The organism is Paraburkholderia flagellata, from assembly GCF_021390645.1.
GTDB classification, from domain to species: domain Bacteria; phylum Pseudomonadota; class Gammaproteobacteria; order Burkholderiales; family Burkholderiaceae; genus Paraburkholderia; species Paraburkholderia flagellata.
Genome location: NZ_JAJEJT010000005.1, coordinates 371,472 through 385,532, shown reverse-complemented (window position 1 = coordinate 385,532; position 14,061 = coordinate 371,472). Strand labels below are relative to the sequence as shown.

At 59.8% G+C, this 14,061-nt stretch carries 13 protein-coding genes and 1 pseudogene; 11 read left to right on the top strand and 3 right to left on the bottom strand.

Going from position 1 to position 14,061, the window contains the following annotated elements:
* The first annotated feature begins 18 nt into the window (after nucleotides 1-18).
* The 6 genes from L0U83_RS38245 (at nucleotide 19) to L0U83_RS38220 (ending at nucleotide 6,923) form a co-directional block, all read left to right on the top strand.
* The gene (locus tag L0U83_RS38245) at nucleotides 19-327 is read left to right on the top strand and encodes a hypothetical protein (protein WP_308445118.1); all 309 of its coding nucleotides are present in this window, start codon (nucleotides 19-21) and stop codon (nucleotides 325-327) included.
* 303 nt (nucleotides 328-630) lie between these two features.
* Complete coding sequence (locus L0U83_RS38240; protein ID WP_233889788.1) at nucleotides 631-1,353, top strand: OmpW/AlkL family protein; 723 nt, start codon at nucleotides 631-633, stop codon at nucleotides 1,351-1,353.
* A 226-nt stretch (nucleotides 1,354-1,579) separates the two neighbouring features.
* Entirely contained in the window at nucleotides 1,580-4,558 is a 2,979-nt protein-coding gene (locus L0U83_RS38235; RefSeq protein ID WP_233889787.1) for a molybdopterin-dependent oxidoreductase, read from the top strand.
* A gap of 10 nt (nucleotides 4,559-4,568) precedes the next feature.
* On the top strand, nucleotides 4,569-5,432 hold the full coding sequence (locus L0U83_RS38230) for a 4Fe-4S dicluster domain-containing protein (protein ID WP_233889786.1): 864 nt from the start codon (nucleotides 4,569-4,571) through the stop codon (nucleotides 5,430-5,432).
* Nucleotides 5,433-5,761: 329 nt separating this feature from the next.
* Nucleotides 5,762-5,956, top strand: coding sequence for a hypothetical protein (locus tag L0U83_RS38225; RefSeq protein WP_233889785.1), 195 nt, complete (start codon nucleotides 5,762-5,764; stop codon nucleotides 5,954-5,956).
* A 118-nt stretch (nucleotides 5,957-6,074) separates the two neighbouring features.
* The gene (locus L0U83_RS38220; protein ID WP_233889784.1) at nucleotides 6,075-6,923 is read left to right on the top strand and encodes an enoyl-CoA hydratase-related protein; all 849 of its coding nucleotides are present in this window, start codon (nucleotides 6,075-6,077) and stop codon (nucleotides 6,921-6,923) included.
* A 37-nt stretch (nucleotides 6,924-6,960) separates the two neighbouring features.
* On the opposite strand, the pseudogene L0U83_RS38215 reads toward L0U83_RS38220, so the two are convergent.
* Nucleotides 6,961-7,152: pseudogene (locus tag L0U83_RS38215) on the bottom strand (alcohol dehydrogenase catalytic domain-containing protein); the annotation flags it as partial.
* 602 nt (nucleotides 7,153-7,754) lie between these two features.
* On the opposite strand from L0U83_RS38215, the gene L0U83_RS38205 reads away from it, so the two are divergent.
* Both L0U83_RS38205 and L0U83_RS38200 read left to right on the top strand, forming a co-directional pair.
* Nucleotides 7,755-8,276 (top strand): DUF302 domain-containing protein, encoded by a 522-nt coding sequence (locus L0U83_RS38205; protein ID WP_233889783.1) that lies wholly within the window; start codon nucleotides 7,755-7,757, stop codon nucleotides 8,274-8,276.
* Nucleotides 8,277-8,304: 28 nt separating this feature from the next.
* On the top strand, nucleotides 8,305-9,213 hold the full coding sequence (locus L0U83_RS38200) for a LysR family transcriptional regulator (protein WP_233889782.1): 909 nt from the start codon (nucleotides 8,305-8,307) through the stop codon (nucleotides 9,211-9,213).
* Between the two features lies 1 nt (nucleotide 9,214).
* Here L0U83_RS38200 and L0U83_RS38195 read toward each other — a convergent pair whose 3' ends face one another.
* The gene (locus tag L0U83_RS38195; RefSeq protein ID WP_308445117.1) at nucleotides 9,215-9,712 is read right to left on the bottom strand and encodes a MarR family winged helix-turn-helix transcriptional regulator; all 498 of its coding nucleotides are present in this window, start codon (nucleotides 9,710-9,712) and stop codon (nucleotides 9,215-9,217) included.
* A complete protein-coding gene (locus L0U83_RS38190) occupies nucleotides 9,712-10,449 on the bottom strand; it encodes a TetR/AcrR family transcriptional regulator (protein ID WP_233889781.1) in 738 nt (245 codons plus the stop codon). Before L0U83_RS38190 ends, L0U83_RS38195 begins: the two co-directional genes overlap by 1 nt.
* A gap of 291 nt (nucleotides 10,450-10,740) precedes the next feature.
* On the opposite strand from L0U83_RS38190, the gene L0U83_RS38185 reads away from it, so the two are divergent.
* Genes L0U83_RS38185 through fahA form a run of 3 tightly spaced genes read left to right on the top strand, consistent with a single transcriptional unit; the run spans nucleotide 10,741 to nucleotide 14,052 of the window.
* On the top strand, nucleotides 10,741-11,505 hold the full coding sequence (locus L0U83_RS38185) for an enoyl-CoA hydratase/isomerase family protein (protein WP_233889780.1): 765 nt from the start codon (nucleotides 10,741-10,743) through the stop codon (nucleotides 11,503-11,505).
* A 2-nt stretch (nucleotides 11,506-11,507) separates the two neighbouring features.
* Complete coding sequence (locus L0U83_RS38180) at nucleotides 11,508-12,743, top strand: CaiB/BaiF CoA transferase family protein (RefSeq protein ID WP_233889779.1); 1,236 nt, start codon at nucleotides 11,508-11,510, stop codon at nucleotides 12,741-12,743.
* Nucleotides 12,733-14,052: a fumarylacetoacetase gene (gene fahA, locus L0U83_RS38175; protein ID WP_233889778.1), complete on the top strand. Its 1,320-nt coding sequence runs from the start codon at nucleotides 12,733-12,735 to the stop codon at nucleotides 14,050-14,052. Before L0U83_RS38180 ends, fahA begins: the two co-directional genes overlap by 11 nt.
* Nucleotides 14,053-14,061 lie beyond the last annotated feature (9 nt).

Sequence of the window (14,061 nt, the reverse complement as noted above, 5' to 3'; positions counted from 1 at the left end):
TCACGCATACACGCCCCGATGTCGAGCCTGAAACAAAAATTGTATGGGTTAGCAACTGGAGCAGTCGTTTTTCGGTTGGGGAAGAAGATGGGTATTGCATCAGAAAGCACCTTGCGTTCGCTGGTTGAAAAATGGCTTGGACCGGTTGCCGCGACACCGGTACGGATTACCCGATGTGGTCGCGCGCAGTCGAATCAGCAAGTTTACGTTCACATCGAGCTACTGTTGGCGCGGGGAGCGGTTGGCCTGTTTTTCTTCCGGCACCCTGATGGTTCGTGGCGTGTTTTCCCGCCGGAGGCTGACCGCCCTGTGATGCGCATTCACTGACGCGCCTGCCAAACAGGACGCACCCGATAGCAGAACGAAAGACGGCGCACCGGTGTCGGGGCATATTTGTTCTGGGGAAGAAAAAAAGCATGAAGGAAGGAGGGAGCATCGAGAAGTCGGTGAATGGCACCATTTAACTTAGCATAACTACATAACATTGCGGCCAGATATTACGGATGTGATCAAAACAGACGAACGCCGACACGACGCAGTCCCGTGCACTGATCGGCGCGTGACAACTGTGCTGGCGAATGGGTATCTGGCCGATGAGACAGGAGAAGACACGTGAGGAATTGCGCGAGAATGATTCGCTCCGGCGGTCTGGCGGTTTGCATCTGCTCGGCTGCGATTGCCGGTAAGGCGAACGCCCAGACGGCTGGGAGCTTTACCGTGGCAACGGGGTGGCTGCATGTCGCGCCGCAGAGCAGCGCAACGCCGCTCACTGTGGAAAGCGTGGGTGGAATGACGGTGAACCACCCGCTACCCGGTAGCGGGGCGCACGCGACGTCCACGGATACGATGGGAATCACGACAGAGTATTACGTCACTGATCACATCGGCGTTGCCACCCTCATTGGGCTCCCATTGACAGTGAATCTGGTTGGCGATGGCACGCTCGCGAAGTACGGCACCCTTGGCTCGACGCGGCCGATGCCGCCCGCTCTCGTCCTTCGCTACCACCTGTTCAACGCCCAGTCGAAATTTCGTCCCTTCGTCGGGTTGGGTGTGAACTATACCTGGTTCACCCAGGTTCGCACGACCAACAGTCAATTTGTCACTGACAGCCTTGGTCCGGGCGGGTCTGCACACGCATCTCTCAGTTCGTCCTGGAACCCGGTATTCGAAATCGGGGCGTACTACGCGATTTCAAACCACTGGTCTGTCGGAGCCAGCGTCGGTTACGTTCCCGTGAAGACTCACCTGACGCTGGACGGGACGACGGCAAACGGGACGCAAATCGTTTCCCGATCGACGATCCGGCTTAATCCCGTGAATGTCTTCCTGAACGTCGCCTACACGTTCTAGCCCGTGTGACCAGCGTTCCGGCGGAGCCTGACATGGCGGCAGACGTTCACCCATTAGAGATTTCAATGCACAACACAGAAGTCGCAAGCGGCCCTTCGAAACAGGCAGATGACGCGCGCCTGGAAGTAACAACGCGTTTTACTGGGCCGCTCAGCCGCGCGGGAAAAACGGCCACGCATACGCTTGGGTTTTCTCCTTGCAGCGATGCCTCATTCCGGATGGAACGATGAAGCGACAAGTACTCAAATCGATTCTGTTTGCGCTGCCCAAGGTACTCGATCTGACGGCGCGCCGCTTCCCCCACTATCGTGAGCGCCTCAAGGAGCGAGACCTGGTTGCCTGGATCGGGCTGATGGATCGAAGCCTCGGTCGTGCCATCGAGATCAGGAACGGACACATCCAGTCGCGGGCATGCAATCATGCGCGAGCCGACGTGAGCATGCTGTTCAAGGATGTCGCCACGGCACTCAAGTTTCTTTCTCCGCGCCAGGACTATGCCGAGATCATTCATGCGGCGAAGAACTTCAAGGTAGTGACCGAGGGCGAGGATGAACTGCTGGTGTGGTTCATGCAGACGCTCAGCATGATGCAAACCATCGGCCTGCCGATGGGTACGCCAATGCGAGACGGCACACACCGGTACGCCACCTGCACGAACGGCGGCCCGTTGTTTGTCTACGTCAGGGATGGTCGCATCGTTCGGGTGACGCCTGTCGATCTGGACGGCAAGGATGCCGCCAGTTGGGAGATCGAGGCCCGCGGGCGCCGCTTCAGCCCCCCACGGCGAGGTCTGGTTGCGCCGCACGCGTTGGCGATCAAGTCGCTTGTCTACTCGGACAAGCGCATTCTTAGTCCGATGAAGCGGGTCGACTTCGATCCTGACGGGGAGCGCAATGTGCAGAATCGCGGCAAGTCGGCTTATTTGCCGATCAGCTGGGATGAGGCACTGGACATCGTCGCGAAGGAGATTAACCGGCAAAAACGCGTTCACGGTCCCGGTTCAATTACATTCCCGATGTCGTCCCATCACCAGTGGGGCAATGTTGGCTACTACCTGAGTGCGCTAACGCGATTCGCCAACCTGATCGGCTTCACGCGGGTGGCTGCGAACCCGGATAGCTGGGAGGGATGGTACTGGGGCGCGATGCATCACTTTGGCAACTCGATGCGCGTGGGCGTGCCGTCAGGCTATGGCGGCATCGAAGATTGCCTGAGGGAGGCGGAGATGATCGTCTTCTGGTCCTCCGACCCGGAAAGCACCAACGGGGCTTACGCGGGATTTGAGGGCACGCCGCGGCGTTTGTGGGCGAAGGAACTGGGAATCGAATTTGTTCACATCGATCCGCATTGCAATCCGACTGCGCAGTTGCTGGGTGGGCGCTGGATTCCCGTGCGTCCGCAAACCGATGCAGCTCTCGCGACCGCCATCATGCACGTTTGGGTCGTGGAGGGTCTGTACGACGAGGATTACGTTGCCACGCGTACGACCGGCTTCGATGAGTGGCGCGCCTACTTGTTGGGGAAAACCGACGGTGTGCCGAAGACCCCCGAATGGCAGCAGTCAGAGACGGGCGTTCCCGCCCAGGATGTGCGTGCGCTCGCGCGCCTGTGGGGTAAGAAGAAGGTCTATCTCGCCGTTGGCATGACCGGTGCGGGATTCGGTGGCGCAGGACGCGGCGCGACTGGGGCGCAGTGGGCGCGCTGCATGATCATGATGATGGCGATGCAGGGGTGGGGTAAGCCAGGCATCAATTTCGGGTGTCTGGAGATCGGTGTTCCGCACGACCTGCACTTCTATTTCCCGGGCTACGCAGACGGTGGCATGTCCGGCGACCTCGCATGGACTGCCAATGCGGTGAACAACTACCAGCGAATGCCGCACATTCTGACCATGAATCCCGTCAAGCAAATGGTCCCGCGGCAGCAGCTACCCGACGCCATCATCAATGGCCACGCAACGGGATACCTTTGGGACGGCATGTCACAGGAAGCGCAGTTCGCGCCGTTCAGCTACCCGATGCCCGGCTATTCGCCGATTCACATGATCTATCGTTATGGCGGATCTGCTTTCAGCACCGTCACGAAATCCGGACGCTGGGCCGACGCCTACCGCCACCCGAGCATCGAGTTCGTGGTCAACCAGTCGATCTGGATGGAGGGCGAGGCGCAGTTCGCAGATATCATTCTGCCGGCGTGCACGTCGCTGGAACGATGGGATATTGGCGAATGGTCGAATTCGGGCGGATATGCCCATCACGGCTTCAGCACCGTTAATCATCGAATGGTGATGATGCAACACAAATGCATCGAGCCGCTGGGCGAGTCGCGCTCCGATTACGACATCTTCACTGCCATTCTGACCCGTCTCGGGCTTGGCGGCGTGTTCACCGAAGGATGCGGCGAACTTGATTGGGTCAAGAGAGTGTTCGACTCGTCGGATCTGCCGGATCACATTTCGTGGCGAAACTTCTGCCGCAAAGGCTATTTCGTTGTGCCGCCCGAAAAGCCTGAACTGCGGCACCCGGTGGACATGCGTTGGTTCGCGGAAGGCCGTCGCAAGGATCTTCAGGAACCGCATCCGATGCCGTCACAGTACGCCGAAAAGTTCGGCATGGGGTTGCAGACGCCCAGCGGCAAGCTCGAGTTCGTGCCGGAGTTGCTGAAGCGTCACACCGCAGACAACCCCGAGCGGCCGCCGCTGAACCGGTATATCCCGTCCTGGGAAGGGCTGCGCAGCGAACTGGCCCAGCGCTATCCGCTGCAACTGATTGCGACTCACAGCCGGTACAGCTTCCATACTCAATGCGACGGCAAGAATTCGTCGGTCAACAGCGTGGAGGATCATCGCGCGTTGATCGGTGGCCATCGCTTCTGGCTGCTGCGGCTGGGTCCCGCGGACGCAGTGGAGCGAGGCATCGCCCATCGCGATCTCGTCAAAGTCTATAACGACCGCGGCGCGGTCATTTGTGCCGCTGACGTGTCGCCTCTGGTCGCCGCCGGCGTCGTCAAGTCGTACGAGGCGAGCGCTGAATTCCAGTTCATCGAAATCGCCGGCGAGCGTGTCGAGATCGGTGGCTGCATGAACATGCTCACTCCTGACCGGCCCCAGACGGCGGGCACGAGCAGCATGAGCCCGAATTCATGCCTCGTGCAGGTTGAAAAGTGGAAGGGCGCCGACGCGTTCATGCTCGGTCTCGCAGCGTGAGGAGGAGGAAATGAGCAAGTGGAATCTGGTTATCAAGGTCGGGCAATGCGAGAACTGCCACAACTGCGTGATCGCCGCGCGAGATGAGCACGTGGGCAACGACTTTCCCGGTTACGCCGCACCCGCTGCGGTCGAGGCCGAAAGCCCCATCCGCATCCTGCGCCGGGTCCAGGGCGGCTCGCACATGGTGGAAACCACGTACCTGCCGGTCATGTGCAATCACTGTGACGACGCGCCGTGCATGCGTGTGGGAGGCAGCGCCATTCGCAAGCGCGCCGACGGCATCGTCATCATCGACCCGGTCAAGGCGCGGGGTCGGAAGGACATCGTGAAGTCGTGCCCATACAAGGCGATCATCTGGAATGAAGAGCTTCAACTGCCGCAGACCTGGATCTTCGATGCCCATCTGCTCGATCAGGGTTGGCCCCGGCCGCGTTGCCAGCAATCGTGTCCCACCGACGTCTTCGAGACGGTCAAGCTGGATGACACAGCGATGGCGGAAAAGGCTAGCCGCGAGGGGCTCAAGGTATTGCGGCCCAACCTGGGCACGAAGCCTCGCGTGTGGTACAGCGGCCTCGAGCGGTGGGAAACCTGTTTCATCGGCGGAAGCGTCAGCGCGCAGATGGGAGAAGTTGTCGAGTGCGTCACGGATGCAGTCGTCGCCCTGTACGTCGGCAATGAGAAGATGGCTGAAACCGTCTCCGATGGCTTCGGCGATTTTCGGTTTGGCGGCCTGGCCAGGGGAAGCGGCGCCTACCGGGTCGAAATTCGTCATGCCCTCGGCAACGCCTCGCGCAAATGCGAATTGGACGAAAGCGTCTACCTGGGCGAGATCAGGCTGGCCCAGGCGACAAATGGCGCGGGGGTCGCTTGATCATGCACACCGAAACGAAGTTGCTTTGGCTGGGACCGGCGAAGTCGATCCACCTGGAGACACGAAAGACCGCGATACCCCGACCGGGAAAAGGAAGAAATACCGCAGGCCGATCACCGGGCGGGCATGCCCGAGCAACGTCGCGGACGTCGGACGCACCGAGCGGGCGCCGACAACGAGCACGACGAATTTGAAGGCAACTGCCTGGCCAGCGCGCTGTACCGATCACCCTCGCGGCCGTCAGAACGCGAAGGTCCCCTAAAGATTTTCAAGTCTCGTCTGGTGAGCGCTGGTAGTTGTGCAGTTCAAGCTGCCAAAGGAGATTGGCCATGTCTTACGACTCCCAATATATCGATCACCGAAGCGGCACGAATGACCCGAGAGACGTGGGTGCGGCGTCGAACGATGTCGTCGAGGTGACTAATCCCACTCCGGCAATGAACTGGGGATGGGCGCACGATGGCGACTCATACGACTGGATGGACTGGCATAGTCCGTTTCCTGCGTCAGTCCCGTCGGAGTGAGCACGGAGTGACTGAGCGAGCTATCGGCGATTGAGGGAACTCGAATCGCGTCAGGCGTGCATCGGCTGCTGACTGGGAAAATCGCCGCAGACTTACGGCAAACTTATCGAGGCTATTCATGCATAACGAGTACTTTCAGATCAGCAACGATTCCGGCATCGCACATCTCCAGCTGAACCGTCCCGACAGGTTCAATACGATGGGCCTGGCCTTTTTCAGCGGGTTGCGCGACGCCGTGCTGACGCTCGATGACGTGGGCGACACTCGTGCCCTCGTCGTCAGTTCCACCGGAAAGCATTTTTCGGCCGGCATGGCGCTCGACGTGTTCACCAGCGCGACGGATGTGTTTGACAACAGCAGTCCACGGGCGAGGTTGGGTTTCCAGCATGCGTTGAGAAATCTGATGGATTGCTTCGATACGCTCGATCAGGTCCGGTTTCCCGTCATCTGCGCGATTCAGGGCGGTTGCATCGGCGGAGGCCTCGATCTCGCCGTCGCCTGCGACATTCGCATTTGCACGACCGATGCATTCTTCGCGCTGCAGGAAACTCAGATCGGCATGACGGCAGACCTCGGTGTGCTACAACGCCTGCCGAAGATCATTCCCGCCGGCGTGGCTCGCCAGATGGCCTACACCAGTGAGCGGTTGAGCGCCGAGCGTGCATTGGCAGTCGGCCTCGTGAATGCCGTGTTGCCCGATGCCGAGGCGCTGCTCCGACACGCGATGGAGCTGGCCCGAACCATCGCGTCGAAGTCCCCGCTGGCCGTTGCCGGGTGCAAGACTGCGATCAACTTCGCGCGCGACCACAGTACGTCTGAGTCTCTGCGACATATGGCCTTGCTGCAAAGCGCCATATTCGATACCCACGACCTCGCCGAGGCGATCTCCGCGTGGCATGGAGAGCGGCAGGGTCGGTTCGACGCACTGTCGTCGCTGACAACCCGCGAGACGGGTAATCCGCGGTGACAGGGAGCCGTTGCAGGCCAGTCCCGCACTTGCTGGTTTCCATACTGAGCGTTTTGGGCTTGAGGGCTACGGCATCTTCATTGATCGCGATGAATTCCGCGAACGTACCAATGCGATCTTTGGGCGGTCGCGCGTAGACTTCATCGCCCTCCTTGAATCGCCGCACACGCGATCCGACGCGGACAACGACCGCAGCCACGTCGTTGCCCAGAATCAGCGGCAAACGATAGTCGCCGCAGTTTCAAACGCAGCCGCCGGCAGAGTCGAGCGACATCGTTGTGCGCCTAGATTCGTAACCCCTCGATTCATTCGCTGGCCACGATAAACGCCCTTATCGTGGCTAGCAGCGACGCGGCAGGAGCCGGCTCGCTTGACGCCTGGCGTGGGCAGGATTTGGCACCATACTCGCGTGCCACCATAGAGCACCGGCGAACACGAGCGCGCGACCACGCCGGGGCATACATGAAGCACCGCGGCGAACGGTGTCACCGCGAGTGGACCCGTCGCGTGAGGCAGTCGGATACATCCAATTACAAGCCGTGAACGACCAGGGAAACTCATTCACGCTTGCCGGCTGTACCGGCTATTCGAACCTGATCCACGTGAAGTCTTCCATCACGCTCAAGCCGAGTCGGTATCGAGTTCAAGTATGGCTGGTAGGCCAATCAGGACAAACTTCAATACGTTTTCTCAACAATCTCTTGTCGCTGCGTGCAACTTTACACGCAAGACGCGCGGATATACTCGTACTCAGATAAAGCTTACGCAGTGAGATTTGCGAGGATGAGAATCTGGTCCCTTCGGGTCAGATAACAGTATTGGAGGATTGGTATGAGCAGTGAAGTCACCGTTGTTGAAACGCGGTTTGAGGGTGTACGTGTTGAGGTCAGGACGCCCGTGCCTTTTGACAAATTCGTGGACCGCCTTGGCAAGCTTTGCGGAAAGTCGTCAATTCCTGAACTGGTGAAGCTCGCCAAAGAAGACATTTCGGAAGCGACCTATGTGAGCGAGGTAGAGCGGCGTTTTGTTGGCGAGAGTGGCTTCATGCTCTTTAGCGAGATCGATCACGGGGGCTGGATCGGGAAATTTGGCATCAAACGTCGAACGGTACGCTGGATTCTGGGAAATCCGCTCATCGCGATTACGATGCTTCGTCACGATATTTCCGCCGGTCTGTTCGCACCCGTCGAAGTGCTGCTGACCGAGTCAGAGGATTGCGAGGGTACTGTTGTGACTTACGTTCGTCCATCATCGCTCATCGTGCTCGGCGATAGTCCGGAACTCAAGAGCGCTGCGAAGGCGCTTGACCGGAAGTTCGAAGAACTGATCGACCGGATGACTGCACTGCGTTGATCTTCGCGCTGGCGCGCAGGAAGGCTTAATGGAATATATCGAGAGTTTGCATGTGTTTTGTGCCGTCGTCGAGACAAAGGGAATCAGGCGAGCCGCCGCCATGCTGGGCACGACGCCCCCGACAATCTCGAGGGCCATCGCCTCGCTGGAGGCGCGTCTCGGGATCCGGTTGTTCAATCGCACCACGCGGCAATTTTCCACTACTGAATCGGCCGACCGCATCTATGAAAAATGCCGCCGCATTCTGGACGACATCACGAATCTCGAGGCGAGAATAACGAGCGCAACACAAGTTCCGACCGGTGTTTTGCGCGTGGCCGCTCACACCACGGCGACAATCAGCAGACTCGTTCCGCTCGTATCGACGTTCAGGTCGAAGTATCCGGAAGTCACTCTGGATATTACATTGACCGAGCGCCCGGTCGATCTCGTTGTCGACGGGTTTGATCTGGGCATCGTGTTGCCTTATATGCTCGCCTCAGACCAGGTTGTGAGCAGTATACTGGAGCGCATGCCGCTCGGCATCTTTGCAACAGAGGGATACCTGAGAAATCGCCATCGCCCCACGACACCGGTCGACCTTGGCAGGCACACATTCGTTGTCATGCCCCCTTCTTTGCGCAAGCCCGCGCTCACGTTTCGTGGTACAGGGCAACAGGACGTGACGGTTCAGATCAAATACGCCATTGCTTCGAATAGTCCACTCTTTAATCGCGAGATGGTTCTGAGCGGGCTTGGAATCGGCGCATTGCCAATCCCTCTTGTCCAGGAAGACATCAAGTCCGGCAGCCTTGTGAGGCTATTGGATCAGTTCGAGATAAAAGAGGGAGAGGTCGAGATCAGGCTGGCCTACGCCACGCGCACACTGCTGCCAGCGAAAGTAAAAGCTTTCATCGATCACGCCAACGCATTTTTCGGTCAAGCTACCCCTTCTTGAACTATTCGCAATTCAAGTGAACGCGGCGAAGCAAACCTTGCAGGAGGTCCGCTTCTGCGGGAGTCAGGCCAGTTTGAGCGTGTTGAAAGATGGAATCAACGATGGGCGGCACGCGCATTGCCAGCGACTTGCCGCATTCGGTCAGCTCTAGCCGAACCATGCGCCGGTCACTCGTGCTGCGGATTCGCTGGAGCAGGTCTAGCTTCTCGACGCGATCGAGAAGCCTCGTTACGGCGCCAAGATCGATGCCGCATTCATGAGCGATGTCCGACGCGCTGCTGCAGCGCCCGCTGGCTATCAAGTGAAGGGCCCACGCTTGTGGGCCGGTGATACCCAGTTCCGCACGCGTTCGCCGATTGACCAGATGGGTGAGCCGCGTATGAACGCGCGAGACCCAGTATGCAAGAGCGTTGTCGAGCGCCGGGCCGTGTGTCGGATGGATAGACATGCCGCGATAGTACTGGCGCAGCGAGCGGCCAATCAACACTGGCCAGCGCATCAATCTGTTCTGGATTCCGTCAACTGAGAGCGTTGCTTCACTGGCGGCAGCGCATTCATGACAGCCTCGAGTTGCGCTGGCCCGGCAGCGATGGCGCTCAGGAAAACGGAAATCGAGAAGTCGATCATCTGATCGAGCCGAATGGGATAGTCGGATCGTGGCACCCGGTCGGAAAGTATCAAGGTTGCGAGCCCGTGCTCGACGCTCCAGGCAGCGTGCGTGACCAAAGTCAGCGAACGCTTTGGCCAGCCGTTTTCGAGCGCGGCGTTCTCAACTACGGTTGCAAACAGCCGGAACGACTTCGCACCTTCCTCGGTGAGCTCCGGATACGAATTCTGCGCGACGATCCGAGGCCCGATCATCAAGTCGAAAAGCCCTTTGTGTGCTCGCGCGAAATCAACATATGCGCGCATCATCTGATGGGCCTTCGTCATCGCGGAGCTATCGGACTGCATTATCCCGCTGCGCATTCGCGCAAGATCACGGAATCCATCGGCCGCGATCGCCGCGAGTAGCCCTTCCTTTCCTGCGAAATGCCGCGACGGCGCGGCCTCGGACACGCCGACGGCACGCGCCAGGTACCTCAGACTTAGCTCGCGAGCGCCAATATCTTCGAGCGCACGGCGGCCCTCGGCGATGAGCGCGTTGCGCAAATTTCCATGGTGATAGGGCGTAGCGGCGGCGGTGGGCGGTTTCGAACTCACAGCATGGGTAGTGGCGTTCCAAGGGGAAATCATTATAGGCGGGCGTCTCCGGCGCGCGCAACGACCTCTGGCCGGCGCTCGAGAAATTGGGGTGTAATCGAGTTGGGGGTGTAGTTTGGACGCACGGGAATACCCTGGTTTGCTTCTAAGTTAACACTGTTATCATCCACTCACAACGAGCTGTGTTCTGGGTTTGAACACGTGTTTCTGGAAACATCGAAAGACGGTTTGCAAGGTCCACAGTTCGCTTCGGTATCCTTAAGTTATTCCGATCGTTTAAACCTTATGCCCGACATTCCGTCGGGCTACGACGCAGGACGAGAAATGAGCACAGTCGTGTTTGAGAAGGACGGCGCAGTGGGCGTCGTCACGATGTCGAAGCCGCCTCACAACCTCATCGAGGATACGTTCCTCAAGGATCTTCTCGCTGCGTACAGCAAGGCAGTCGAAGAGGGATGCCGGTCCATCCTGCTGCGCAGTGCAATGCGCCATTTTTGCGCGGGCGCCGACGTTGCGGGCTTTGCCGGCGGCGGCCGGCGCCGTGACCAGGCCGGCCTCGACGCGTTGCTCGACGCGCTTGAAAACGTGCCGCTGCCTTCGGTCGCGGCGGTCCACGGTGGCGCGCTCGGCGGGGGACTCGAATTAGCGCTGACCTGCGACATGATCGTTGCGGCCGACACGGCCTTCTTCGCTGCAGCCGAGGCGAGTCTGGGTCTGCTTCCGCTTCTTGGCGGCGTGCAACGCGTGGTTCAACGCGCAGGTCCGGCGCGAGCCAAGGAGATTGCGATGTTCGGCCGGCGCCACGATCCCGCGGCCCTGGAGCGGTGGGGGGTGATCAATCTCGTTACGGCCGAATCCGAACTGCCGGCTGTGTCGATGTCATGGGCGCGTCAACTGGCAGCGGGTCCAACCGTCGCACTTAAAGGGATCAAGATGCTTGCCAATCTTTCGGCGCGGCACGGCATCGCCGGCGCAGATGCCCGGCAGACCGAGATCAGCAACATGATGTGGGCGAGTGCGGATCAAAAGCGCGGTCTCGAGTCGTTTGCCAAGTCGGGCCCGGGTTCGGCCATTTTCGAGGGGAACTGATCATGGGTGCGCCTCTCGAGGGACTGAAGGTTATCGACTTCACGCGCGTGCTGGCGGGGCCGCTGTGTACGAAGACGCTGCGCGATCTTGGCGCCGAAGTGATCAAGATCGAGCCGCCCAGTGGTGACACGGGCCGTGGCGGCGTTCCCCATATCGGAACGATGTCTGTCTACTACGCCCAGCAGAACGCGGGGAAACGCAATCTCAGTCTGGATTTGAACTGGCCTGAGGCGCGAGCCATCGTCGCCGACCTGTGCCGCGAGGCCGACATCATTGTCGAGAACTTCCGGCCGGGCACACTCGCTCGATTTGGTCTCGGTTACGAGCAGGTGCGTGAATTCAACCTTGCCGTTGTCTATGTTTCGATGAGCGGCTATGGTCAGACCGGGCCGTGGCGCAACCGACCGGCATTTGCGCCGACTGTCCAGGCGGAGACGGGGCTGACCGATATTTTGCGTGAGCACTATGACTTCGGTCCGGAGGAGATGAAGAACGACGCCTGCAGCCATGCCGACGTCTATACGGGTCTCCATGGCGTCATCGCCGTGCTCTCCGCACTCCAGCAGCGAAACCGGACAGGCGAAGGCCAGCACGTGGACGTTTCGATGGCGGCGACCATGCTGGCTGTCAACGAACGCGCAGGCGCACAGTTGTCCGGCGTGGACACCAACGGTGAACCGCCAGCGCTGAGCGCCACGGAATCGCACATTTTTCGCATGCCGGATGGCCGTCATGTCACCATCGCCGCCAGTCCGATCTATACGCCGATGTTCATCCGGTTCTGTTCGATGATGCGGCGCACCGATCTGCTGCTCGATCCCCGGTTCGCCACTGCCCATCTTCGGCGACAGAACCTCGATGCGTTACTTGCCGAGGTCCGGGCATGGATTCTGACGTTCACGGACCTGGACGAACTGCAGGCGCAGGTAAGCGAACAGGGTCTTGCCATCGGCGTCGTACGTACAACGAATGAATTGGCGGATTCCGAATGGGCCGCGGAATGGGGGGCGATCGTCGAGATCGACGACCGGACCGGCGGGACGATGCGCATGCCGGGGCCGCCGTGGCGCTTCAGCGGTGCGACGCTGCCCGCACCCGGCATTCCAGCTTTTCAGGGCGAACACAATGTAGAACTGCTGACCGAGCGAGAAGTCGACCCGGCACTGATTCAGGAGCTTCGCGAACGGCGGATCCTGCTGAGCCGCCGTAGCCTGCGCGGGGAATTCGATGCGCCTTGATCATACCCACGACGCCGCCGCGAAGAGTTGGGTCGAATCGGCAAACCAGCCCGAATGCGCATTTCCGATTCAAAACCTGCCGTTCAGTGTATTTCGGCGTGCGGGAACATCGGAAGCGTTTCGTGGCGGCGTCGCCCTGGGCGACTACGTCATCGACCTGAAGGCCATTGCGGCGCTTGGTGATCTTTCGGAGAGCGCAGCCCAGGCTGTCCTGGCCTGTACTGCGCCAACGCTGAATGCTTTCCTGGCTCTCGGGCCGCACGCGTGGCGCGCGCTGCGCCACGCGCTCTTCGCCTGGTTCAGCAAAGGCGAAGCGCAGGCACATATTGACGAACTCGAAGGCTGTCTCGTGCCGCAAGCGAATGCCGAATATGCGCTGCCGGTTCAGATCGGCGACTACACGGACTTTTATACGTCGATCGATCACGCGCGAAATATCGTCAAGCTGCTGCGGCCGGATGGCTCGATCTCGCCGAATTTCCAGTGGATGCCGATCGCTTACCACGGGAGAGTGTCGAGTATCGGGTTGTCGGGGCAGCCCGTGCGACGGCCAGTAGGGCAACGTGTTGCTGCTGGAAAGCGAGAGCCTGAACTCGGACCGTGCGCCCGACTGGACTATGAACTGGAACTGGGCATTTTCATTGGCGTTGGCAACGAGCAGGGCGCACGCATTCCTGTTGAGTCGGCCGAAGCGCACGTGTTTGGCCTTTGTCTGCTCAATGACTGGTCGGCGCGCGACATTCAATCGTGGGAGTCGGCCCCGCTCGGTCCATTCCTCGCCAAGAATTTCGCCACCACCATATCGCCGTGGATCGTCACCATGGACGCGCTTGCGCCGTTTCGCACGGCGTGGGTTCGTCCGGAAGGAGATCCGCAACCGCTGGAATATCTGGCTTTGCAGGAGACCGATGATCGTGCGTTCGATATTCAGCTGGAAGTGGCTATCGAAACAGCTGACGCGCGACGAAGTGGGAGGTGTGCCAGCCGGGTTTCGCGTACGAGCTTCCGGCACCAGTACTGGAGCATCGCGCAAATGGTCGCGCACCACACAATCGGTGGGTGCAATCTGCGCCCCGGTGATCTGCTAGGTAGCGGAACGATTTCCGGCCCGACGTCTTCGGAAGCCGGTGCATTGATCGAGTTGTCTCGTGCCGGAGAGTCTCCTGTCGAACTTGCCGGCGGCGAGACACGCGCATTTCTCGAAGACGGAGACGTCGTTGTCATGAGGGGGTGGTGTGAGCGGCCTGGCTTCGTGAGCATCGGCTTTGGTGAGAACTGCGGCGAGATCATCCCCGCAAAATGGGAATGAAAGCGTGAC

Excerpts from the sequence above, each read along its gene's own strand:
- L0U83_RS38245 (WP_308445118.1), top strand. The coding sequence starts at position 19 with ATGTCGAGCCTGAAACAAAAATTGTATGGGTTAGCAACTGGAGCAGTC.
- L0U83_RS38240 (WP_233889788.1), top strand. The coding sequence starts at position 631 with ATGATTCGCTCCGGCGGTCTGGCGGTTTGCATCTGCTCGGCTGCGATT.
- L0U83_RS38235 (WP_233889787.1), top strand. The coding sequence starts at position 1,580 with ATGAAGCGACAAGTACTCAAATCGATTCTGTTTGCGCTGCCCAAGGTA.
- L0U83_RS38230 (WP_233889786.1), top strand. The coding sequence starts at position 4,569 with ATGAGCAAGTGGAATCTGGTTATCAAGGTCGGGCAATGCGAGAACTGC.
- L0U83_RS38225 (WP_233889785.1), top strand. The coding sequence starts at position 5,762 with ATGTCTTACGACTCCCAATATATCGATCACCGAAGCGGCACGAATGAC.
- L0U83_RS38220 (WP_233889784.1), top strand. The coding sequence starts at position 6,075 with ATGCATAACGAGTACTTTCAGATCAGCAACGATTCCGGCATCGCACAT.
- L0U83_RS38205 (WP_233889783.1), top strand. The coding sequence starts at position 7,755 with ATGAGCAGTGAAGTCACCGTTGTTGAAACGCGGTTTGAGGGTGTACGT.
- L0U83_RS38200 (WP_233889782.1), top strand. The coding sequence starts at position 8,305 with ATGGAATATATCGAGAGTTTGCATGTGTTTTGTGCCGTCGTCGAGACA.
- L0U83_RS38195 (WP_308445117.1), bottom strand. The coding sequence starts at position 9,712 with ATGCGCTGGCCAGTGTTGATTGGCCGCTCGCTGCGCCAGTACTATCGC.
- L0U83_RS38190 (WP_233889781.1), bottom strand. The coding sequence starts at position 10,449 with ATGATTTCCCCTTGGAACGCCACTACCCATGCTGTGAGTTCGAAACCG.
- L0U83_RS38185 (WP_233889780.1), top strand. The coding sequence starts at position 10,741 with ATGAGCACAGTCGTGTTTGAGAAGGACGGCGCAGTGGGCGTCGTCACG.
- L0U83_RS38180 (WP_233889779.1), top strand. The coding sequence starts at position 11,508 with ATGGGTGCGCCTCTCGAGGGACTGAAGGTTATCGACTTCACGCGCGTG.
- fahA (WP_233889778.1), top strand. The coding sequence starts at position 12,733 with ATGCGCCTTGATCATACCCACGACGCCGCCGCGAAGAGTTGGGTCGAA.